Source organism: Vibrio diazotrophicus (assembly GCF_038452265.1).
GTDB lineage: Bacteria > Pseudomonadota > Gammaproteobacteria > Enterobacterales > Vibrionaceae > Vibrio > Vibrio diazotrophicus.
In genome coordinates, this window is the sequence record NZ_CP151843.1 from 88,157 (window position 1) to 110,268 (window position 22,112).

General features: G+C 42.5%; 18 protein-coding genes. 8 read left to right on the forward strand and 10 right to left on the reverse strand.

What is annotated here, in order from left to right:
• The first annotated feature begins 142 nt into the window (after positions 1–142).
• Positions 143–1,525, forward strand: coding sequence for a class II fumarate hydratase (locus AAGA51_RS15765; protein WP_042481522.1), 1,383 nt, complete (start codon positions 143–145; stop codon positions 1,523–1,525).
• 100 nt (positions 1,526–1,625) lie between these two features.
• On the opposite strand, the gene AAGA51_RS15770 is transcribed toward AAGA51_RS15765, so the two are convergent.
• Complete coding sequence (locus tag AAGA51_RS15770; RefSeq protein WP_040903696.1) at positions 1,626–1,859, reverse strand: DUF2789 domain-containing protein; 234 nt, start codon at positions 1,857–1,859, stop codon at positions 1,626–1,628.
• Positions 1,860–2,211: 352 nt separating this feature from the next.
• Here AAGA51_RS15770 and AAGA51_RS15775 point away from each other — a divergent pair, with 352 nt between their 5' ends.
• Positions 2,212–3,354 carry a PIN domain-containing protein gene (locus tag AAGA51_RS15775; protein WP_042481515.1) on the forward strand — a complete coding sequence of 381 codons (1,143 nt, stop codon included), beginning with the start codon at positions 2,212–2,214 and terminating at the stop codon, positions 3,352–3,354.
• Between the two features lie 35 nt (positions 3,355–3,389).
• On the forward strand, positions 3,390–4,016 hold the full coding sequence (locus tag AAGA51_RS15780) for a LysE family translocator (protein WP_042481512.1): 627 nt from the start codon (positions 3,390–3,392) through the stop codon (positions 4,014–4,016).
• Positions 4,017–4,137: 121 nt separating this feature from the next.
• Here the strand turns inward: AAGA51_RS15780 and AAGA51_RS15785 are convergent, their stop codons facing one another.
• Together AAGA51_RS15785 and xylA are read right to left on the reverse strand one after the other, a co-directional pair.
• Complete coding sequence (locus tag AAGA51_RS15785) at positions 4,138–5,187, reverse strand: glycoside hydrolase family 43 protein (RefSeq protein ID WP_042481509.1); 1,050 nt, start codon at positions 5,185–5,187, stop codon at positions 4,138–4,140.
• Positions 5,188–5,285: 98 nt separating this feature from the next.
• A complete protein-coding gene (gene xylA / locus AAGA51_RS15790; RefSeq protein ID WP_042481506.1) occupies positions 5,286–6,605 on the reverse strand; it encodes a xylose isomerase in 1,320 nt (439 codons plus the stop codon).
• A gap of 320 nt (positions 6,606–6,925) precedes the next feature.
• On the opposite strand from xylA, the gene AAGA51_RS15795 reads away from it, so the two are divergent.
• Positions 6,926–8,323: a glycoside-pentoside-hexuronide (GPH):cation symporter gene (locus tag AAGA51_RS15795; protein ID WP_217995494.1), complete on the forward strand. Its 1,398-nt coding sequence runs from the start codon at positions 6,926–6,928 to the stop codon at positions 8,321–8,323.
• 95 nt (positions 8,324–8,418) lie between these two features.
• Here AAGA51_RS15795 and AAGA51_RS15800 read toward each other — a convergent pair whose 3' ends face one another.
• The 3 genes from AAGA51_RS15800 to AAGA51_RS15810 all read right to left on the reverse strand — a co-directional run bounded on the left by AAGA51_RS15800 (position 8,419) and on the right by AAGA51_RS15810 (position 13,424).
• The gene (locus AAGA51_RS15800) at positions 8,419–10,134 is read right to left on the reverse strand and encodes a S8 family serine peptidase (protein WP_052404550.1); all 1,716 of its coding nucleotides are present in this window, start codon (positions 10,132–10,134) and stop codon (positions 8,419–8,421) included.
• Between the two features lie 158 nt (positions 10,135–10,292).
• Positions 10,293–12,467 carry an esterase-like activity of phytase family protein gene (locus AAGA51_RS15805; RefSeq protein ID WP_042481500.1) on the reverse strand — a complete coding sequence of 725 codons (2,175 nt, stop codon included), beginning with the start codon at positions 12,465–12,467 and terminating at the stop codon, positions 10,293–10,295.
• 201 nt (positions 12,468–12,668) lie between these two features.
• A complete protein-coding gene (locus AAGA51_RS15810; protein WP_042481498.1) occupies positions 12,669–13,424 on the reverse strand; it encodes an SDR family NAD(P)-dependent oxidoreductase in 756 nt (251 codons plus the stop codon).
• A gap of 130 nt (positions 13,425–13,554) precedes the next feature.
• Between AAGA51_RS15810 and AAGA51_RS15815 the strand changes: the two genes are divergently transcribed.
• Positions 13,555–14,475: a LysR family transcriptional regulator gene (locus AAGA51_RS15815; protein WP_042481495.1), complete on the forward strand. Its 921-nt coding sequence runs from the start codon at positions 13,555–13,557 to the stop codon at positions 14,473–14,475.
• 89 nt (positions 14,476–14,564) lie between these two features.
• Entirely contained in the window at positions 14,565–15,689 is a 1,125-nt protein-coding gene (locus tag AAGA51_RS15820; protein WP_042481627.1) for a M14 family metallopeptidase, read from the forward strand.
• A gap of 89 nt (positions 15,690–15,778) precedes the next feature.
• Here AAGA51_RS15820 and AAGA51_RS15825 read toward each other — a convergent pair whose 3' ends face one another.
• Both AAGA51_RS15825 and AAGA51_RS15830 read right to left on the reverse strand, forming a co-directional pair.
• Positions 15,779–16,702: a diguanylate cyclase gene (locus tag AAGA51_RS15825; protein ID WP_042481493.1), complete on the reverse strand. Its 924-nt coding sequence runs from the start codon at positions 16,700–16,702 to the stop codon at positions 15,779–15,781.
• Positions 16,703–16,819: 117 nt separating this feature from the next.
• The gene (locus AAGA51_RS15830; protein ID WP_042481489.1) at positions 16,820–17,536 is read right to left on the reverse strand and encodes a glutamine amidotransferase; all 717 of its coding nucleotides are present in this window, start codon (positions 17,534–17,536) and stop codon (positions 16,820–16,822) included.
• 200 nt (positions 17,537–17,736) lie between these two features.
• Between AAGA51_RS15830 and AAGA51_RS15835 the strand changes: the two genes are divergently transcribed.
• On the forward strand, positions 17,737–18,540 hold the full coding sequence (locus AAGA51_RS15835) for a MetQ/NlpA family ABC transporter substrate-binding protein (protein WP_042481486.1): 804 nt from the start codon (positions 17,737–17,739) through the stop codon (positions 18,538–18,540).
• Between the two features lie 205 nt (positions 18,541–18,745).
• The gene (gene yghU / locus AAGA51_RS15840) at positions 18,746–19,606 is read left to right on the forward strand and encodes a glutathione-dependent disulfide-bond oxidoreductase (protein ID WP_042481482.1); all 861 of its coding nucleotides are present in this window, start codon (positions 18,746–18,748) and stop codon (positions 19,604–19,606) included.
• Positions 19,607–19,788: 182 nt separating this feature from the next.
• On the opposite strand, the gene AAGA51_RS15845 is transcribed toward yghU, so the two are convergent.
• Together AAGA51_RS15845 and alr are read right to left on the reverse strand one after the other, a co-directional pair.
• Entirely contained in the window at positions 19,789–20,040 is a 252-nt protein-coding gene (locus tag AAGA51_RS15845; RefSeq protein ID WP_042481480.1) for a hypothetical protein, read from the reverse strand.
• 194 nt (positions 20,041–20,234) lie between these two features.
• Entirely contained in the window at positions 20,235–21,314 is a 1,080-nt protein-coding gene (gene alr / locus AAGA51_RS15850; protein WP_042481477.1) for an alanine racemase, read from the reverse strand.
• Positions 21,315–22,112 lie beyond the last annotated feature (798 nt).

Consider the following 22,112-nt stretch of genomic DNA (forward strand, 5'->3'; position numbering starts at 1 on the left):
ACTGTTTATCGCACCTTTTCGGCATATCTCTTTAATTAAACTTAGCAATACCAGAGGTTGCCTGAATAAACATCCGGCCTGATTTCAACGGTTATAATTACGGTATACATAAACCGATTTCAGGTTAATTCAAGGATGTTTTATGAATAAGAAATATCGAATTGAGAAAGATAGTATGGGGGAAGTTAACGTTCCTTCTGATGCCCTCTATCAGGCTCAAACACAAAGAGCCATCGATAACTTCAACATCAGTGAGCATAAGATGCCTAAAGACTTGATTGTGGCGTTAGCTTACATCAAACAGGCGGCAGCAAAGACAAACGCCAAGTTAGGCACATTAAACAGCCACGTCGCTGATGCAATAGTCAAAGCTGCGCAAAGCGTTATTGATGGTCAATATCATGACCAGTTTCCGATTGATGTCTTTCAGACTGGTTCTGGCACCAGTACAAATATGAATGCCAATGAAGTACTGGCGACTCTGGCAAGCCAAATATTGAATGAGAAAGTAAGCCCCAACGATCACGTTAATATGGGGCAGAGCAGTAATGATGTGATTCCAACTTCCATTCAAGTGAGTGCTGTCATGACATGTGAGAAATTGTTGATTCCGGCACTCACTCATTTAGCTGAAACACTCAGAAGCAAACAGAAGGAACTGGACGGGATTGTTAAAACCGGAAGAACGCATCTAATGGACGCCATGCCAATTACGTTTAGTCAGGAACTAAGTGGCTGGGAAGCACAAATACAACATGCTTTGCAGTCAATTAGCTCTGCTTTGGAATCGACAAGAGCACTTGGGCAGGGAGGAACCGCAGTAGGAACGGGTATCAATGCTCATACAGGCTTTGCTGAGGATTTCTGTCATAACTTAAGTCAGCTCAGTGGCTTATCCTTTAAGCCAAGTGGCAATTTCTATTTTAATTTGAGCTGTCAGGATTCGATTGTTTCTCTATCCGGTCAGTTAAAGACACTGGCTGTTGCCTTGATGAAAATATCCAATGATTTACGTTGGATGAATTCAGGTCCGCTTGCAGGGCTTGGTGAAATAGAGCTGGAAGCTTTACAACCAGGTTCATCAATCATGCCGGGCAAAGTAAACCCAGTGATCCCCGAAGCCGTAGCAATGGCTTCGGCACAGGTAATAGGCAACGATACAACCATTACGGTTGCCGGCCAGTCAGGAAACTTCCAGCTTAATGTTATGTTGCCTGTTATTGCTTACAACCTGCTTGAATCGATACATTTGCTCACCAATTCATGCATTTCACTGGCAGATAAAGCGATTAAGCCGTTCAAAGTGCGTCAGCAAAATATTGATAAGGCTCTTGCCAAAAATCCAATCCTTATTACCGCGTTAAATCCGGTGGTTGGTTATTTGAAAGCAGCCGAAATAGCCAAAAAAGCCTATAAGGAAGGCCGAGCTGTCATTGATGTCGCGGAAGAAGAAACCGATTTGAGCCGAGAAGAATTAGAGCACTATCTTGACCCTAAAACATTAACACGTGGCGGACTTGTATAAACGAAACTGCGGGACAGAATGACTGTGCCCGCAGCGTAAAAATAGTTCTCTGAATATTAATAAGCTTTTGAATCCATTGACGGATTCATTGGCCGGTCAGTTAGTCTCGCAACATAATGTCGAGCTGATCCACTACCTCGGCCCAGTCGGCATCTTGTTCGATAGCTTGTTTCAAAAAATCCGATTGTGACCTTGTCCAAAAACTCGCTTTATGTATTGGAGCTGAATCTCGCGTATGTCGGTGGTTCTTGACGAACTCTTTGATTTCTTTAGGTGAATGCCCTAAACCAAGCTGCTTAAATAGCTCCGGCATACCGTGTTGATATATTTCCATTATCGACCTCCTCAATAGCGTTCACTTACCTAAAGTATATACGCTACTCAGAAATTGATGGGGTAAGCCAAATGCGAGAGTTTTCCTGAAATATAGCGGACACCAATTGTGTTCTAGTCCACGCTTTACACCACACCTGTTTATCAATAATTGACCAACTTTTGTTAATGGATGAATATGTCCTTAGTTTGATATGGAATGCTATACCGAGGCTGTTTGAAATTTGTGCTCTGTTTTTTCTTTTAATAGATAAACAGTTCGATATTTATTTGGGAGTCGTGTTCTCAGTAACAGGCAACTAGATATACAAAGCTGTTGGTGAATTAATTTTTTGGAGTATCCAGTAATACAAATGATCAAAATTCTCTTAGATACTAATATTTTGCATCAGGAAGGCTTACAGTCATCACGATTTCAACTTTTACAGCGGTTGATTAGAAGTAATTCAATTTGCTTAGTTATCCCTGAAATGGTGTTAAAGGAATATAAAAGTAAAAGACTAGACCAAGCTGAAGCTGAACTAAAGAAGCTTAACTCTGCTTTGGACAACTTAAACAGAAAGTCCATTATAGACAAAGATAAGTATGTCGTTAGGCAACTTACAAATTTTGTGGCTACGTCAATAAAAGAAGCAGATCGATTTGTAGACTCTTGGATAAAAGAGAACAAGGTTGTAGTGCCATTAATCTCGGATACTTCAATTGAAGACATTTTTAAATCTTATTTCTCTGGCACAGGAGCGTTTCGTAATAAAAAGCAAAGAGAAGATATTCCCGATGCAGTTATTTTAGATGCTATAGAAAAACTGGCAAAAGAAAGCGAGTTGTTTGTTGTTGCAAAAGATGGTGCTTTAATAGAAGCAGTCAAATATATCGATAATGTAGTACTTTTCAAGGACCTCATCGAAGTGATTGAAGTTCCTCAGTTGAAAGCTATTCTTGTTGAACTAAATGCAAGTGAAAGGAAAGTCACGTCTATAATAGAAACCCTTTCTACATTTGATTCCTGCTATGAGGTTTCTCAATATCTAACCGACAATTATCTTGTAGAAGTAGAAGGATTTTATGATGAAGATTTTGTTGAGCTCCCTTATGACCTTACCAACATTGAGTTAACCGAACATGAAGTACATGTTCAAAACTTAAAAGAAGTTTCAGTCGATTCTCCTCGTTATTTGGGTAACGGAAAGTTTGCGTATACTTTGTCTGCTGAATGTGAGGCAGAACTGTCCTTTTACTGTGAAAACGAAGCGTACGAATCTCTTTCTTATGAATACCGAAAAGCACTCTCAAAATCAGAAATTGAGGGTCTAAGTAATGTTAAAGTTACTGGTAGTGTTGAGGTGATCTTTAAAGGTGTTGTGGAATTATGCGGCATCGAAACGGATATTGAAACAAGTCAACTTCAAGTGCATTTGTCGTACTTAGGTGCGGAAAAAAGCCTCATAAGTTGTGATGTCAGCTTAGAAAAATTAGAGATACAGGATATTTACTAAGTTCGCCACAAAGCATTCAACATGGAGAAAAATAAATGGAATTAAATTCATTGCTACTATTTGTGGTCGCTTGTCTGGCTATCAATATGATACCTGGGCCAGACGTAATCTACATCGTTTCCAATACAATGAAAGGTAAGTTGGCTACAGGGTTTAAAGCCGCAATGGGGTTGGGTGTGGGCTACTTTGTTCATACACTCGCCGCGTGTTTAGGTTTATCTGCAATAATCCTCAGCTCTGCTGTCGCCTTTAGTGCGGTAAAATGGCTGGGCGCTGCTTACTTAGTCTATTTAGGTGTTCAGTCGCTAATTTCAATGTGGCGCGGTGAGAGCGAATTGGTGGTTAGCGAGAATGTTGAACGCAATAAAAATGTGTTTGTGCAGGGTGTTATTGTTAGTGTCTTGAACCCGAAGGTCGCGCTATTTTTCCTTTCATTCTTGCCTCAATTTATCGATACATCAGCAGGCGTTGCATCAATGCAATTACTAGTGCTTGGTTTGGTGTTCAGTGCATTAGCTACGCTGTGTAACATTCTATACGCTTCTGTTGGTAGCTGGGTATTTAGTCGTCCAAACTCTCAGCGATATTCACGAGCACTTGAGGGAGTCTCTGGAGTTCTGCTTATTGGGTTAGCAAGTAAAGTGGCTATTAGTGATCGTTAGGTATTTTTGAACTAAACCCGAACCGATAACCCATAATAAAGCGAGCCTTGGTGGCTCGCTTTTTACTTCCAGCTTAACCAGTCACTCTGGAAAGTGGTGAAGGGGTATCACTAATAGCGAATTAATCCAGATAGGGTTTAATGGTTTGGATTGAGCCGTCTGCATTGTGATGAAGCTCGGTCATTTTGATGCTTCTCAAGTGAGTCTGACCGCCAGATAACGTGCTGTCATGGTAAAACAAGTACCATTTGCCTTGATACTGAACAATCGAGTGGTGAGTTGTCCAGCCTAGTACGGGCTCAAGAATCACGCCTTGATATTTAAATGGCCCATATGGCGAATCACTTGTCGCATAGACAATCTTGTGTGTATCGCCCGTGGAGTACGAGAGGTAGTAAACATTGTTATGCTTATGAACCCAAGGGCCCTCAAAATAGCGACGTTCTGTATCACCTGCTTTTAGCGGCTCACCGTTTTCATCAACGATTAGTACGTCTCTTGGTTGCTCTTCTAAACTCACCATATCTTTGGCTAACTTTGCCATTTTAGGCATTAGAGAAGCTTGGTCATCTGCAGGGTAGTTGTCTTCACCATATTCACCTTGAGTCCAACGTTGCAATTGTCCTCCCCAAATACCACCGAAATACAAATAGTAATCTTGGTTGTCTTGGTATACCGCAGGGTCAATACTGAAGGTGCCTTCAATATGCGTTTCTTCTGCTTTGAAAGGACCTGCTGGAGAATCCGATACGGCTGCGCCTATATGAAAAACACCTTGCGCATTTTTAGCTGGGAAATATAGGTAATATTTATCATCTTTTTCTGCTGCATCGGGCGCCCACATTTGTCGTTCTGCCCACTTTACATCTTTCACATCCAAAGCAAGACCGTGGTCTGTCACTTCTTCTAAAGACTCATCAAGAGAGAAGACGTGGTAGTCAGACATATCAAAATGATCGCCGTCATCATTAAGTGGCTGATCGGTTTCAATGTCATGAGAAGGGTAGACGTAGATACGGTCATTAAACACATGGGCTGACGGGTCGGCCGTGTACATGTGCTTTACCAGCGGAGGCGATATCGGTTTTAGCGAGTTGGCTCGGGCAAGATCAAGTTGAGTAATGCGTTCGGCATCGCTCAGTTCAGGATGTTCTACTGTTTGGTCCGTCATGAATTGGTTTCTCTTATTGGAATTGATAAAAAATACCATGAGATGACGAATCTGAGCTGCAAAAATTCACCTCAGACCGTCTTAATCAGGCGTTACAGTTACTTATAAATGAAACCGTTAACGATGTTTTCTAAGTACTCTTGGCGGCCAGATACTTTTTCTGGAGCAATAGAGTTTTCAACAGCGTAGTTTGCCACCGCTTCTAAAGACATATCACCAGAAAGTATTTTCTTACCTAGATCCGTGTTCCAGCCTGCATAGCGTTGAGCGATGTTCTTAGATAAGAGATCATTTTCAATCATATCTGCCGCACGCTCTAGTGACAGAGCCATAGTATCCATGCCGCCAATATGACCGTGGAAGAAGTCTGCTAAATCTGTCGAAGGGCGACGTAGTCGGGCATCGAAATTGAAGCCACCGGTAGTGAAACCGCCAGCCTTTAAGATTTCATACATTACCAAAGTGTTTTCTTCGACACTGTTCGGGAACTGGTCTGTATCCCAACCAAGTTGTGGGTCGCCTCGGTTTGCATCAATAGAACCAAAGACGCCTAGCGATGTTGCAGTGGCAACTTCATGTTGGAAACTATGGCCAGCAAGGGTTGCGTGGTTTGCTTCAATGTTAACTTTGATTTCTTTCTCTAATCCAAATTGTTTCAGGAAGCCATAAACGGTAGCCGTGTCATAGTCATACTGATGCTTGGTTGGTTCTTGAGGTTTTGGTTCGATAAGAATAGAGCCTTTGAAGCCAATCTTGTGTTTGTGTTCAACCACCATCTGCATCAAGCGGCCAAGTTGTTCGCGTTCTTGACGAAGGTCGGTGTTAAGAAGAGTTTCATAACCTTCTCGACCACCCCACAATACGTAGTTTTCACCACCTAGTCGTTGAGTTGCGCCCATTGCATTGAAGATTTGAGCCGCTGCATACGCGAATACTTTCGGATCAGGGTTTGAACCAGCGCCCGCCATATAGCGAGGGTTGGAGAATGCGTTAGCCGTTCCCCACAACAGTTTGATTCCTGTCTCTTCTTGTTTGCGTTCTAGTACGTCGACCATCGTTTGGAAGTTATTGACGTACTCTTTCAGTGAATTACCTTCAGGTGCTACGTCAACATCATGGAAGCAGTAGTATGGAGCGCCGAGTTTTGTGAAAAATTCAAATGCAGCGTCTGCTTTTACATAAGCAGCTTCCATTGAGTTTGAACTCTTTAACCATTCATGTTCAAAGGTTCCAGTACCAAAAACATCCGAGCCGCCCCAGCCAAAGTTGTGCCAGTAAGCTACAGCGAATCTTAGGTGTTCTTGCATGCTTTTTCCAAGAATCATCTTATTCGCATCATAATGGCGAAATGCTAGTGGGTTAGTCGAATCTTTTCCTTCGAACTGGATTTTATTTATACCTTTAAAGTATTCAGTCATTGTGTAATTCCAATAGTTTCATATGGGCTTTATTCTCTGACAAATTTAAAGGTTTTGTTTTTTCTATCAATTATGTTTTTTAATACTGGTATTCCTCTATTTTACAAGTGTGTTAAATATCTCAGAAATACTATTAATTCATCACTAATATGCATGTAACTCATTGATTTACCGATTTTGATTCATGGGTTTTTCAGTGCTGTTCACATAAGTGAAATATCGTAAAAGCATTACTAATTTGTGCAAGTTGATTATATTTTTGTGGATAAACAAAATATTTATCGGTGAAAATGTATCCTGGAGTAAATATAAAAATGAATATGGCCAATACCGATAAATTATCAATAAAGGAAAAGGTCGCCTACGGATTAGGCGACACGGGGTGTAACTTTGTATGGCAAACTGTCATGCTTTTTTTAGCTTACTTCTATACCGACATCTATGGTTTATCCCCAGCGCATATGGGAACCATGTTTTTGATCGTTCGTTTTATTGATGCCGTCACTGATCCTGTTATGGGTTCTATTGTTGATAGAACTCAGTCAAAACATGGGCGTTACAGACCCTATCTGTTATGGATGGCTGTGCCTTTTGGTGCTGCTTGTATGTTCGCTTTCTTCACGCCAAATGTTGGTGAAGTGGGTAAAATCGTATATGCGTATGCGTCCTACATCTTCCTGACGTTAATGTATACCGCTATCAACGTTCCTTACTGTGCAATGGCAAATGCTATGACGAATGACTCTGCAGAGCGTACGTCATTGCAGTCTTACCGTTTTGCTTTAAGTACGGCTGGTGGCCTTGTTGTAGCTATGGTTGCTTTGCCATTGGTAGAAATTATTGGTCAAGGGGATGAGCAAAAAGGCTACCTTGGTGCCATGGCAATTATGGGTGTTGGCGCAATTGCGTTGTTCTTCTTTAGTTTCTCAAACACCAAAGAGCGCTATGTGCCTCAAGAAGAAAAACAGTCCGTATTTAAAGATCTAAAATTGCTGGCGAAGAATAGCCAATGGAGAGTGTTGTTCGTTGTTAACGTTGTGCTGCTGACGGGCGTTGTGCTTAAAGGCGCATCAACCATGTATTACGTAAAAATTGTGATGGGCAGAGCTGACTTGGCAACCACTTTCATGGTTTGTGGCATGCTGGCAAATATCGTTGGCGCTATCTTATCTGCTCCGCTGTTAGGTAAGTACGACAAGCCAACGGTCTACAAAATTCTTATTGTGATATCTGGTATTCTTTCTGCGATGATTTACTTGGTTGAACCATCAAACATCGTAGCGGTTTTCTCATTAGTGATTTTGCTCGGCATAGTACAGATGGCAACTACGCCAATTCTGTGGAGTATGATGTCTGACGTTGTTGATTACGAGAAAACGCGCAGCAATCGTTCTCTGAGTGGAATGGTGTTTTCAACCAACCTATTCGCTATCAAACTTGGTATTGCTATTGGTGGAGCAGGCGTGGGCTGGATTCTTGCGTGGGCTGGCTATCAAGGTGGTGCAGAAGTGCAAACTGATGAAGCGGTTAATGCCATCAATCTTCTGTTTACCGTGTTACCGGGTGTGTTCTTTGCGTCGCTAGCGGTGTTTATGTTGTTCTATAAGCTCGACAACAAAAAGTTGGGTGAAATAAAACAAGAGTTGGTAAAACAACAAGAGAAAGAGCAATCAGCAAGTTTTGTCCCTGAAATTAAAGAGCAAGAAGCACTCGCATAATTCATCTGAATTGCCATTCTTCTCATAACAAATAAGAAAGCCCCTGATTTCAGGGGCTTTCTCTTGTCATTCACCTTAATTATCCATCAAGAATATTAAGGCTTGTAGATGATCACTGACTCATTTTGATCACTGGTAAATACCACGCTGGCTTTCTTCTTAGCGAGTTCAATTTCACATTGTGTTTGTGTACATGAGCCACCAGATTCAGACCATGTTCCTGAAATATTTGCACCGGAGCTATATGAGACTCTAGCAATCCAAGTTTTGCCCATACTAATACTTTCTGTCACGATTGCAGGAGATTCGCTGACATTGACAGTATTCTCATACACATCCACGGCGCCCTTATCGTCAGTAACGGTGAGAGTCACGTTATAGGAAGCGTAAGCACCGTAAACATGAACGACGATATCACCAGACCCAAATGAAGAATCGCCAAAATTCCACTCGTAAGAGACAATCGTACCGTCACTATCCGTTGAGGCAGAAGCATCAAAGGTACAGGTAAGATCGATACAGTTTGCATTGAATTGAGCCGCTGGTGGAGCATTCTCATTACTACTATTCACATCAATTAATGTCGGTACAAAAGCGGCACTTTGAATATCGAGTAGTGGCTCTTTGACACCGTCGGGGCTGGTATCTACCCAGTTACTATTTCCCTTTGTGATAAGGATATTTTCGATTTGAGTTGGTTCATTTTCCTTGCTGGCTAATAGCGCTGCTGCTCCGGCTACATGGGGGGATGCCATTGATGTTCCGCTAATCGTACCGTAGCTTCCTTTTTCAATTGGGTAAGTTGAGGTAATACATACACCAGGGGCGGCGATGTCTACAGGTGTTCCCCAATTACTAAAATTGGCTAAAGTATCATCTTCGTCTGATCGACATGTAGCAGAGCCATAGCCGCCTTCTAGTCCATCAAAATCAGCGAGAGCGGAAACTGTAAATGCAAACGGTGCGTTTGCTGGGGTAAAGCCGGCGCTATCGGCATTTGAGTTCCCGGCCGCTACGACAACAAATACACCTGCTTCAAAGGCTGTTTTAATGGCGCTATCCATTGCGTTGCTTTGTCCACTGCCGCCTAAACTCATATTAATAACTTCGATATTGCCCTGTTTTACCACCCAGTCGATACCGGCAATGATTCCAGCAAGCGAACCTGAACCCGCTGAATCCAAAACTTTAACCGCCCACAAACGTACTCCTGGCGCGACACCGACAACTCCAAAATCATTATCTAAGGCACCAATGGTTCCTGCGACGTGTGTACCGTGGTAGTGGTCGTCATCGTAGCCTTTGGTTTCATCGCAATAGTAAGTTCGATTCCATGGAGATTTCCCTGAGTAACTTAGACAGTTCGCACCGCCAACCACGTTGAGGTCTAGGTGGTCAATATCAATACCCGTATCAAGCACCGCAACATCTGCATCTACATGTTGATCATCGGTATTGTTGATGCTCAGAGTTACGTCGTTTGCGAAAATTCGCTCAACACCAGTAGGGAATGTTTGCAAAAATGCTGTTATCGGTAGGTCTTGTTCCACATACAGCACATTAGGGTTGTTTAGGATTCCTCTTAACGCTTTCTCTGGAATTGAAATAGAAAAACCTCGTATGGCATTTTCATAAATATAGCCAACACGACCATTTGCTTGCTGTGCAATGTCACTAGCCACTGCAGAAGGAATCGTACTTGGCTTGAGTACAACAATATATTTGTTTAAAACGTCGGCATTTTGAGCATAGCTCGTTGATATAAAGAAGGTTGTTAGCATTAAAAGCAAAACGTTGCGCATGATATTCATGACCGCTCACCTTAAACGTCTTTTAAATGTTACTGATAGTATAGTTAATAAGTGTGAGGTTGGTCTTAATACTAAAGTGTTGCTTTGGGAGTGAACGAATTAAAAAGCGAGCCGCTTAGGGCTCGCTTGGAGAGTAGTATTCTGACTCTGAAGTGAACTTAGAACTTGTCTACTTTGAAGAACAGCGTTTCACCATTGCTGTCGTCTACACCGTCATTGTCGGTGACTGCATAACCCTGACCGGATGCATCGATAGTGAAACCTTCGATTTTATCGACCACATAGCCTTTCGCTGCTTTTAGTTCAGGCAGGAAATCGTGAACCAAGGTTTTACTTACTGTTGGCAACTGAGAGCCTAATGGCGCAGGTTTTAATTCCGAAAGTGCAACCTTATAAAGACGTTTGACTTTCGCATCGCTATCCAGCTGATTATCGCGCTCAACAATGTATGCGTTGTCTCCGTAGATAGTGATTTCAGACAGACCAATCCAACCTTTCTGCGCAGTTTCTAAAGGATATCTGACCGCGCCCCATTGTTTGGTTTTGGTGTTGTAAGAAAGCAGTTTAACGGTATTTTTCTCATCATCTTTCCAAGGGCGTTGAATCGCGACCCATAAAGAATCACCTTGAATAGCGATACCCTCAGCACCAAATCGTTCTTGATGTTGAAGTAATTCAGCAGGGAAAGGAACGGTTTGGTCAATTGCACCGCGTTTGGTGACGTGTAGCAGTTGATGCGGAACGGATTTTTCAGCGTTACCCTCAGAAGCGAGCCAGAATCCGCCTTGTGGGTCAACGGCAATACCCTCTAAGTCGAGTTTTTCTGCGGCTCTGCCACCATGAGTGATGATGATTTTGTCTTTAATCAGCGCAGGAGACTGTGTGGCATCAATAGTAAATATAGCGGGTTGAGCAGAGTAAAAACTGTCACTGATGGCATAGAGAGTACCTGCTTGGTTTAAATCTGCCGCCAGCCCCGATAATGCTCCCCAGCCAATAGGACGATTGTTGTTGTCCATTGTGGATTGAATCATAGGGTAGACGGGTGCTGCATTCGTCCATTGATAAATCATCACATGAGAGCGGGCACCTTTGTCTTTCACCATGTCTTCTTCGTTTGCAGTCGCAATCAGACCTCGTTTTGGAATCGCAATGGCGGATTCAGGTGCGATGCCAGAAGGTAGCATTTGAACAAGTTCTGGCTCGGCTCCAGTATCACGATAGACACCCATAATTGAGCCTCGTTCAGACATAACAAAAATGTACGTATCGTTGCCGAATTTTGCTACTTCAATCCCTTCTGGCTCAGCGCCTTTTTTACTTGAACGTTTTTCTGGGTAATGACCTGTTTTGACCACTTCGTATTCAAAATTCGCTCCGCTTTCAAACAGAACTTCGCCTTGTTTGTTGAAAATGGTAAAGCCGCGAGCCCCGCCTTTGTAGTCGCCTTCGTTCGCTATGACGAAACGGTCATTGTCGAGCCATTTTACTGAATCGGGTTCTCTACGTACGTTCGTTAGCGATTGGTTGAAAGTCAGTGCGCCATCTTTCTTGGTATCAATATTGTTGAGATCAACTGTACCTGCCGAGAAATGCTGGATGATCTTGCCAGATTCCGCATCAATGATGGCGATGTGGTTGTTTTCCTGAAGTGTCAGCGCTATTTCATTGTTATCGTTGAAAGCGACAAATTCCGGCTCAGGATCGGTTGGTGCAATTTCGGTGATGCCCGTTAAATCCACTTTCTTGATGCTCGCGCAATCAAGTTTGTTGTTTGTGATTGGAACAATCGAAAGATAACCCGCAGGCATTTGTGGCAATTCGCCATCGTTAAGTTCTTCGTCACGCTCATTCTCTATCGCAACGGCAACAAAACGCCCATCTTTTGATACTGCCACAGAATCAGGCTGTCCGCCCAAATCACACTTTTGAATCAGCTTATGACTCGCGATAGAAACAGCGGCCAGATAACCTGAAGGTTCGGTGTAACTTTTAGAAGTATTAACACCCGCAACCACCATTTTGCCGATTGCTGTTACTGACGTTGGTTCACCTTGTAAATCAAGGAACCCCGCAGCTAAAGGCTGATTTGGGTTTTTAATGTCGATGAAACCAATACCGCCCAGCGGGCTGTCAGAATAGATCAAGGTATTGCCATCTTCCGATGCGGTTATGATCTCTGATGAAGTCACCGATGATTTCGCTTTACCTGCAGGAATGTTGTCCGCTACCGCGAATGTAGCAATACGTTGAAATGATTCTGCATGCGCAAATGATGAAGCGGCTGCAATGGTTGCCGCAAGTAATGTGGTTTTTAAATATTTGACTTCCATGCCTTATTCCCAGTTATTTAAGACTTAGCCGATCACGCTAGTTGGGCTGTGTGTCAGTTGCATGAGAGTTTTATGTCGTTATGTTTACACCGTTTGGATCTGTTACGCCACGCTTACTTTTAAATCGCACCCGAATGAGTTGGAATCTGTTTTCTCAAAAGAGAAAAGGGCACAGTCAAACTATGCCCCTCGTATCAGAAATTAAAGAATCATACCGCCTGAAGCTTCAATTCGTTGCCCTGTTACCCAGTCAAAACCTTCGCTAAACATTGATGAAATGATTTTTCCAATATCGTCAGCTTCACCGACACGTCCGAGAGCGGTAACCGATGACACCATCGCTTGTGCCTGTTGATTGTCACGAATCGCACCGCCTCTAAAATCGGTTGCGATAGCCCCCGGAGCAAGGGTGTTCACTCGAATGTTTTTTGTCGCAAACTCTTTCGCCATATAGCGAGTCATTACTTCCACAGCACCTTTAGCCATGGCATAGGCCGCAGATCCGGGGAAAGAAAATCGCGTTAAACCAGAAGATACATTCACGATATGGCCGCCAGATTTGATTAGCGGAAGCATCTTTTGAGTGAAAACAAAGGGTCCTTTCACATGGGTGTTAAACATCTCTTCGAGATCTTCAATACTCGTTTCTTCGATGGTGGCATGCAAACCGGTACCCGCATTGTTTAGCAAAAAGTCGATATCAGAACGCGCAAACTGCTCTTGTAGGATCTTCGAAAGGGAACGTTCAAGTGCAGAGAACGATGTGGTATCACGTATATCGCATTGTAAAGCTACTGCTTTTTGTCCCAAGTGTTGGATATCGGCAACGACATCCAGCGCTGCTTGTTGGTTACTGTGATAGGTGAAAATGATATCGACCTTGTTCTCTGCCAATTTAAGCGCAGCGCTTTTGCCTAAACCACGGCTACCACCAGTTATCAGTGCAATTTTGTTCATGTTTTTACCTTTTGGGCTCAGTTGTTGGGTTCGTTTATACGTTACGCCAACGTATTGGATTGAAAAATAGTGGCAATCAGACAACACTGTTCGTATCAAGTGAACAATAACCAATAGGTAAACAAGGCTGATGGATAAGATAGAAACGATGAAGCGTTTTATTGCTGTTGCTCAAACTGGCAGCTTTACTCAGGCTTCCAATCAACTTGGAGTGCCGAAGTCAGCGATTTCTATGTCGGTGAGCCGTTTGGAAGAGCATTTACAGACGAGGTTATTGAGACGAAGTACGAGGCAAGTTTCTTTAACAGAGGCTGGCGAACGCTATTTGTCTCAAAGTCAGAGGCTTATTGACGAGCTAGAAGGGTTAGACAATCAGTTTCAACGTGAAAGTAATGAACTGAGCGGTGTGATAAAAGTGGATATGCCAAGCCGTTTCTTTTCTACTGTCGTTGCTCCCAATCTTCATCAATGGTTCGAACTTCACCCGAAAACTCAGCTGAGATTAGTCGGTGCAGACTATCGAATTGATTTAATCAAAGAGCGTATCGACTGTGTGATTCGTGGTGGAGTATTGGAAGACAGCAATTTGATTGCGCGGCATTTGGGCGACATTGAAATGATTAACTGTGTTAGTCCTAGTTATGTTGAGAGATATGGGTTGCCAACTCAATTGAATCAGCTTGATCAGCATTTTGTTGTGGATTACGCACCTGAGCAGGGTGCACTACAGAGTGGTTTTGAGTACGTCAAAAATAACAAAACGCATTTTGTGTCAACCAAGAGCCTTATCTCGGTAAGTACAACAGATGCCTACCTGTCTGCGTGTCTTAATGGTTTGGGCATTATTCAATTACCTAAATGGGGAGTTCAGGAGCAAATCGCCAGAGGAGAGTTGGTTGAGGTACTGAGTGATTATGTCTGTATGCCGATGCCAATGTCGGTGCTCTACGAATCCCGACACCAGCAGCCAAGAAGAATAGGAGAGTTTATTGAATGGATAAGCCATTTATTTGCGCGATTTAGCAACAATCAACCAGATACAAAGTTGTAATCTTTAGAACATTCTTTTAACTCATGGTTTATATTGATAAATTAGGCAAAACACCGAACAGCCAAGACACAGAGCAATATAGTGACTTTATGAAAATATTTAGTAATTTTGACGCGGGCAACATTGAAGTTATCAACGCTGAAAATCGTGAAGATATTCAATTGTCGATTAAACGTGATAACGAGACTGAAATTGCTCAATGGTTTTTCTTTCGAGTAGAAAGTGAAGCAAACACAGAGCATAAGTTCCGCATAATGAACCTTGCAAAATCGGCTTATCCAGAAGGCTGGGACGGTTACGATGTGGTGGCTTCTTATGATCGTGAAGAGTGGTTCCGTGTGCCTGCTTCTTACGACGGCGATAACCTGAGTTTCTCGATTCTGCCAGAGTACGATTCGATCTATTTTGCTTATTTTGCGCCGTACAGCTATGAGCGTCATTTGGACTTGTTACATCAAGCTCAAATGCACCCACAAACCAAACTTCAAACGCTAGGTCAAACACTGGATAACCGTGACATCAGCCTGCTAACGATTGGTGAGCCAAGCAGTGAGAAGAAAAATATCTGGATTACTGCACGTCAGCATCCGGGTGAAACCATGGCTGAATGGTTTGTGGAAGGTTTGCTGCAGCGCCTGCTCGATAACACTGACACAGTCGCAAATGCTCTGCTTGAGAAAGCAGTGTTCTACATTGTGCCAAACATGAACCCAGATGGCAGCGTTCGTGGTCACCTCAGAACTAACGCGATTGGTATCAACCTTAACCGCGAATGGCAATCACCGTCATTAGAGAAAAGCCCTGAGGTTTACTACGTTCGTCAGCAAATGATAGAAACGGGTGTTGATCTGTTCCTCGATATTCACGGTGATGAAGCCATTCCTTATAACTTCGTGGCTGGTGCAGAAGGTGTTCCAAGTTACAACGAGAAAATGGCTGATCTTGAAGTTCTGTTTAAGCAAGCATTAACCTTTATCACACCTGAGTTTCAGGATGAATTTGGTTACGATAAAGATGAACCGGGTAAAGCAAATCTGACCGTTGGTTCAAACTGGGTTGCTGAAGAATTTAAGTGTTTGTCTTACACCTTAGAGATGCCGTTCAAAGATCATAACTGTCATCCTGATGAGCTTTATGGCTGGTCACCTGAGCGCAGTGTGGCGTTTGGTCAAGATGTACTGGCCGCTATTCCTGCGGTAATTGACCACTTGTAAGGTACAAACCGTAATCGATAAAAGGCACGCCAGTTCTCTGACGTGCCTTTGTTGTATTTGGTGGAAATGCAGAAGTCGGATTAAGCCAATTAATTGATTTTGGTGGAGACTCGGTTTTTACCTCGGCGTTTTGCGTCGTAAAGTGCGAGGTCAGCGCGATGGTATATGTCTTCCATCCCCGTATCACTTTCAGCGAAATAACTTAAACCTATACTGATGGAGACTCGCGTATCGGAAAGCTCTTCGTGTAACAGTGTGTTGGATACCGCATCTACCAGTCTCTCTGCAAACGCGACGGGAGAAATCTCATCAGTATGCTTAAGAATAATGCCAAACTCATCGCCACCGAGCCGACCAATGGCGTCAGTTTTACGCACTTTGAGTTTGCATATCTCTGCGACTTTGCGGATCGCTTCATCGCCTAGGCTGTGCCCGTAGGAGTCATTAATCCGTTTGAAATTATCGATATCGACGACTAGGAAGCAGTAGTTTTCATGGTAACGCTTGAACGCATAAAACGCATCGTTAAGCGTTTCAAACAGTTTTCTTCGATTGAGTGTTTTGGATAAATCATCCACTTCAGATTGATAGAGCAATTGCTGCTGAATATGGTATCGAGCGGTAATGTTACGAGCAACCCACACCACCGCTCTTTCGCCATAGCGTAATGATTTTAGAGGGCTGACACGTCCTTCAAAACGCAGTTCCCCAATCGGGCCCGTTGCTTCATCGACCGTATCTACATCATCAGCAGACAAGGAATATTCAAAAACTTTAATGCAATCGCAATCGAGCGTTTCTTTAATTCTATCTTTAAACCAAGTGGCCTTTTCTGGTGGAAGGACATTGTCGAGGGTTAGTCCCTTTAAAGATGATCCGTCATGGTAAAGATCGGAGTTTTCACCACCAAATATCGCGGCATAGCGACCAGATTCAGTGAGAACAAAAACCAAATCAGGCAGAGCTGAAATTACCGCAGCGTATTCTTCGCATTCATAACACTGTCTATCCATATGTTCTACTTTCACGTAGTTCCAACCCTTTCCAATAGGCCTAATCATAGGCTGAACCACTCACATTCATAACAAAAGTGGCTCAACTGTTGATATTTTAGCTCATGTTTTTAAAGTCTAAGGGTGATCAATACGTGATTTACACATACTGGCGAATCTAACCAGAATTTGTTTCGCCTGCTCTGTTTCAGCAACCTGTTCGAGCTTGCTTGTGTAGCTATCGGCAATCGCTTCTTTCAAACCTTCAACAGAATCTCGCATGATGTCGCTGGTAAACTCCGGATGGAATTGCACGCCCCAAGTGCAACTGCCAGCTCGGAAGGCATGGTGTTCATCCAAATCGCTTCTGGCTAGACAAACAGCGTTCGGTGGAAGCTGCTGCACCGATTGGAAATGTACCGTTTGAGCTGCAAAGTTTGCTGGGAGTGACTCAAACAATGGATCATTACTTGCGCTCGGTAAACGCTCCAACTCTACCGTGCCAATTTCCAGACCTTTCGGGTTATAACCCACAGCACCACCAAGAGCTTGGGCGATTAATTGGTGACCAAAGCAAATGCCAAGAAGAGGAATTCTCTTTTCAGTGAGGGCAACGATGTCGTCTGATAATTTCAGCATCCAGTCGGTCTTTTCCGTCACCATAGAAAGTGAACCCATGATGATGACACCAGCCAAAGAATCATAATCAGGTAAAGCCTTGCGAGTACCATCTAGGAAAGTCACAGGGATATTGACCTCACTGATGGCTCTTTGTGCCCAGTGTTCAAAATCACCGTATTTCTTGAGTTGTTGTTCAGGAGCCTGACCAACATTAATTATCAGTAACGTTTTCATAAATTCCTTTTTTTGACTTCCTGCTACTTTGGCTAATTTAGTGAAAACGAAATGTGAGTTCAATCGCTATTTGTTGCGCTTAAGAAAAGGACTGCGGGAACTAACTTATAGCAAATTATTAGTTGCATATTACTTAGTCATCGATAATATAGCTGTTTAGACGGCTATACGTCTCTATGTTTAGGTAAGGAATAAATAAAATGAACGGATATAAAAAACTCTCTCAGTTGGGCTTAGTGGCATCGTTGGTTTTCGGCTTAGCAGCTTGTGGTCAGAAAGAGAGTGATGAAATCTCTGTTGGCGCAACAGTTGGTCCTCACGCGCAGGTAGTGGAAGCGGTTGCAAAAGAGGCAGCTAAGCAGGGTTTAAAAGTAAAAGTAGTCGAGTTTTCTGACTACATTACGCCAAACGCGGCGTTGGAAGATGGCAGCATTGATTTGAACAGCTATCAGCATCTTCCTTTCCTAAACAACTACAACAATAGTCAAGGTTCTCACCTTGTCTCTATTGGCGAATCTATCCTGATGCGTATGGGTATTTATTCGAATAAATACAAATCGTTAGAAGAGTTGCCAGAGAATGCGCGTATTGCCATTCCAAATGATCCAACCAACGGTGGTCGTGGCTTACTGCTGTTTGCTGACGCTGGTTTGATTACCTTGAAAGCGGATGCTGGCTTTAAAGCGACGCTAAACGATATCGTTGAAAACTCGAAAAACTTCGAGTTCTTGGAAGTGGATGCGGCACAATTGCCACGTACTTTGGACGATGTTGATGCAGCGGCTATCACTATGAACTACGTAATGTCTGCGGGTCTTGATCCTAAGAAACAGGGTATCTACCTAGAATCGAAGCAAGCACCTCTAGCGGTGATGGTGATTGCAAGCCGTGAGAAAGACAAAGATAACGAAGCGTACAAAAAATTCGTAGAAATCTACCAGTCACAAGCGATTCGAGACTTCATGCAACAAACCTTCAATGGCACTATTGAACCTGCGTTCTAATTGCCCAGATTCCCGTAGCAACGCCTGTTGCTGCGGGAAGTCAAACCTCCGCTTTGATTGTTTCTCCCTGCCTATATAATTTCTTCTCCCTTGCAATAATTTATTGTTATAACTAAAAATTCATAAAAGACTTTATCTGCAATAATTTGCCCCTATATCTTAAGAAGTCGTAAATCGAATACGTAAACCAAGAGAAGGATCAACCATGGCAAGTGAATATATCCCACCAAGAGTCTGGACAATGGACAGCGAAAATGGTGGTCAATGGGCGAGTATCAACCGACCGGATTCAGGTGCTCGTTTTGAAAGAGAACTTCCAGTGGGCTCTCACCCAATTCAGCTTTACTCAATGGGTACGCCAAATGGCCAGAAGGTGACCATCATGCTTGAGGAGCTACTTGCTCTGGGTGTGAAAGAAGCTGAGTACGATGCATTTTTGATTCGAATTGGTGAAAGTGACCAGTTCAGTTCCGGCTTTGTTGCGGTAAACCCGAACTCAAAAATTCCTGCAATGGTTGATCGCTCAGGTAATGAACCTGTCAACGTGTTCGAATCCGGTAATATTCTGTTCTATCTTGCTGAGAAGTTCGGCCATTTCCTACCTAAAGAAGGAGCGGCACGTGCAGAAGTAATGAATTGGTTGTTCTGGCTTCAAGGCTCAGCACCTTATCTTGGTGGTGGTTTTGGTCACTTCTATGCGTATGCGCCAGAGAAATTTGAATACCCGATTAACCGCTTTGCAATGGAAGCGAAACGTCAGCTTGATGTGCTCGATAAGCAACTGGCAAAACATACCTTTATTGCTGGTGAAGAAATCAGTATTGCTGACATCGCGATCTGGCCTTGGTACGGTAACCTAGCACTAGGTAAAGCATACAATGCTGGAGAGTTTTTAGATGTTGAGTCTTATAAGCATGTTCAGCGTTGGGCTAAAATGATGTTAGAACGTCCTGCGGTTCAACGTGGCCGAATTGTAAACCGCACTTTTGGTGAAGAGTGGGAACAAGTCGCAGAGCGCCACAGCGCAGCAGACATTGACGCGGTATTGAGTAAGCAGCCTAAGTAACCATTTCATATTGATAAATAAAAGGGAGAGTCTGTAGAGGCTCTCCCTTTTTGTTTTATCTGCTACAACCGTTCCACTGAAATTTTTAGAGCCTTAATGACGCGTTAAGTCTAATGGAATGGCAAATTATCGGCCACACGAGCCCGTGTGGCTAAAAAGATGTGACACTTAGGTTGGAACGGCTAGAATTCTTTACTGGATGGTGCGCAACCAATGTACTGTAACAGCACATACAGGCTTTCTTGTTGCAGAGCGACTTTGCGGAATAGATCAGCGAATGTGTCATCACCGCCAAAGCAAGTACGAATATAGTGATTGATTTCAGAAGGTTGATAGCCTTCTACATACATAGTCCGAATCCAATGATATTCAACAGATTTTAAATCGGAGAGGGTGTTTTCACTTAAAGTAATATCACTGATGGGCAAGGCCATGTTTTTGTTCTCTAGGGAGGCTATTCAATTTTCTAGCATATTAAATCAGAGAAAAATGAAACTTCTATGACAAAAACTCAGGTATGACAAACATCTTAAAGCACTGAATTTAATTTTGAATTTAATTTTGAATTTAAACGATTGGTGCAAATAAAAAGAGCGTAATCATAATCACGCTCTTTTAACTCAATACACTACTTTTCGATGTAGGTTTTATGCACTCGTTTAGTCAGTTTGATGACGAGTTCATACGGAATCGTTCCAATGTGCTTTGATACCTGCTCAATCGGTAAATTCTCACCCCAGAATTCGACACAGTCACCCACTTTATCTTGTGAGTCAGGACCTAAATCAATGGTAATCATATCCATAGATACTCGGCCTGAAATTGGAACGATGCGACCATTAATATAAACAGGTGTACCTTCTGGCGCTGTTCGCGGGTATCCATCACCATAACCCATAGCAACCACGCCAATGTAGGTATCACGATGTGACGTCCAAGTCTCACCATAACCAACAGGCTGGTTGGCTTTGTGTTTGCGAACCGCGATAAGTTTTGAGGTTAAAGTCATACCGCAATGCAGACCATGTTCTTTACCTGTCTCATCTTCATTCGGGCTGATGCCATACAGAGCAATGCCTGCACGCATGTAATCGAGATGAGAATCAGACCAATACATAATACCTGCTGAGTTTGCCAAGGTTTTAGGACCCGGGAAGTGAGAGGTTTGCGACAGAAAAAGATCGATTTGCTTTTGTGTAGAGGCAGAAGAAAGATCATCGGCACAGCTAAAGTGACTCATGAAGCCAACTGGACCAGATAGCTTACCTGTGGCTTCAATCTGCTCAACATAATCATTCAGTTCGCACGGTTGAACACCCAGACGGTGCATACCGGTATCCAGCTTAAGCCATATCATCATTGGTTTCGCTAACGTAGCATTTTTCAGATCGTCCAGCTGTTCTAGGCAATGAATAGCGGTTTGAAAGCCTTCACGTGAAGCTATTTCCAAATCGTTCTTACAAAAGCACCCTTCAAGCAGCAGAATAGGTTGTTGAATGCCTGCATTTCTTAATTCTTGTGCTTCCTCAATACGAGAAACGGCAAATACATCCGCCTGAGCCAGCGCCTGTGCTGTTTTTACTGCGTTGTGGCCGTAAGCGTCACCTTTAATAACCGCTACAACAGGCTTGTTTCCACATTTCTTTTTTAGCAAATCGTAGTTATCACTAAGCGCTTTTAGATTGATAAGAGCTTCTGCTGTGATCATTGAATCCGTCCTAATTATTACCTTGTTTCCATTGCAGCTCAGAAATGGGGGGCTTACTAAAGAGTAGCTATCATACTGAGTAATGTCTGTTTCTCCAACAGCGAGCCATCGCTCGCAGCAAAAGATTTTATACATTTATTGAATAATAAACAGACCATGCCAAGGTCTGCATGCATTTCAGTTATTACGCCTATTTTGGAGTTTTGTGTATGGATAAAACCACTGGCTGTTTTTTATTTCTAGCAAAGTAGTCTATTAGATGATCGGTAAGAATATTATTCTGTATATTTAAGTATTATTAGTTTAATAAAATTATTGTTTTTGTAATAAAAAAGTATTGTCGATCACTATTTTTTGCAAAAGAATTTAACCTAAATACTCATTCTTATTAACTAATGACGGTCTGTAGCGGTTGGAAATAGGTGACTTATCGATTTTTTATTCGATTTCCATAAGAAAGTGCAATGTTCTTACACTTCAAATTTATGGCTAGATTGTATACAAAATTGTTTATTTTTGCTCTGGATCACAAAACATGAAAATCTAAAAATATTGTTATATTTGGAGTTAAATACCAATGGGGTATTTTGGCTGAATTTTAGATATAACAACTATTTGATTGGTCTGTAAGACAATCTTTCGATTAGGTGCATGGATGCTTTCATATATTGCTTAATTTTCTTTAACTTCCGATATTTTCTAAAAACTTCTTTTATTGAATTAAAATTCACTATTTACGCTTATTGTGAATTTATGGTGCATAAAATTTTAATTTAATAAATTATTTTGAATATAAGT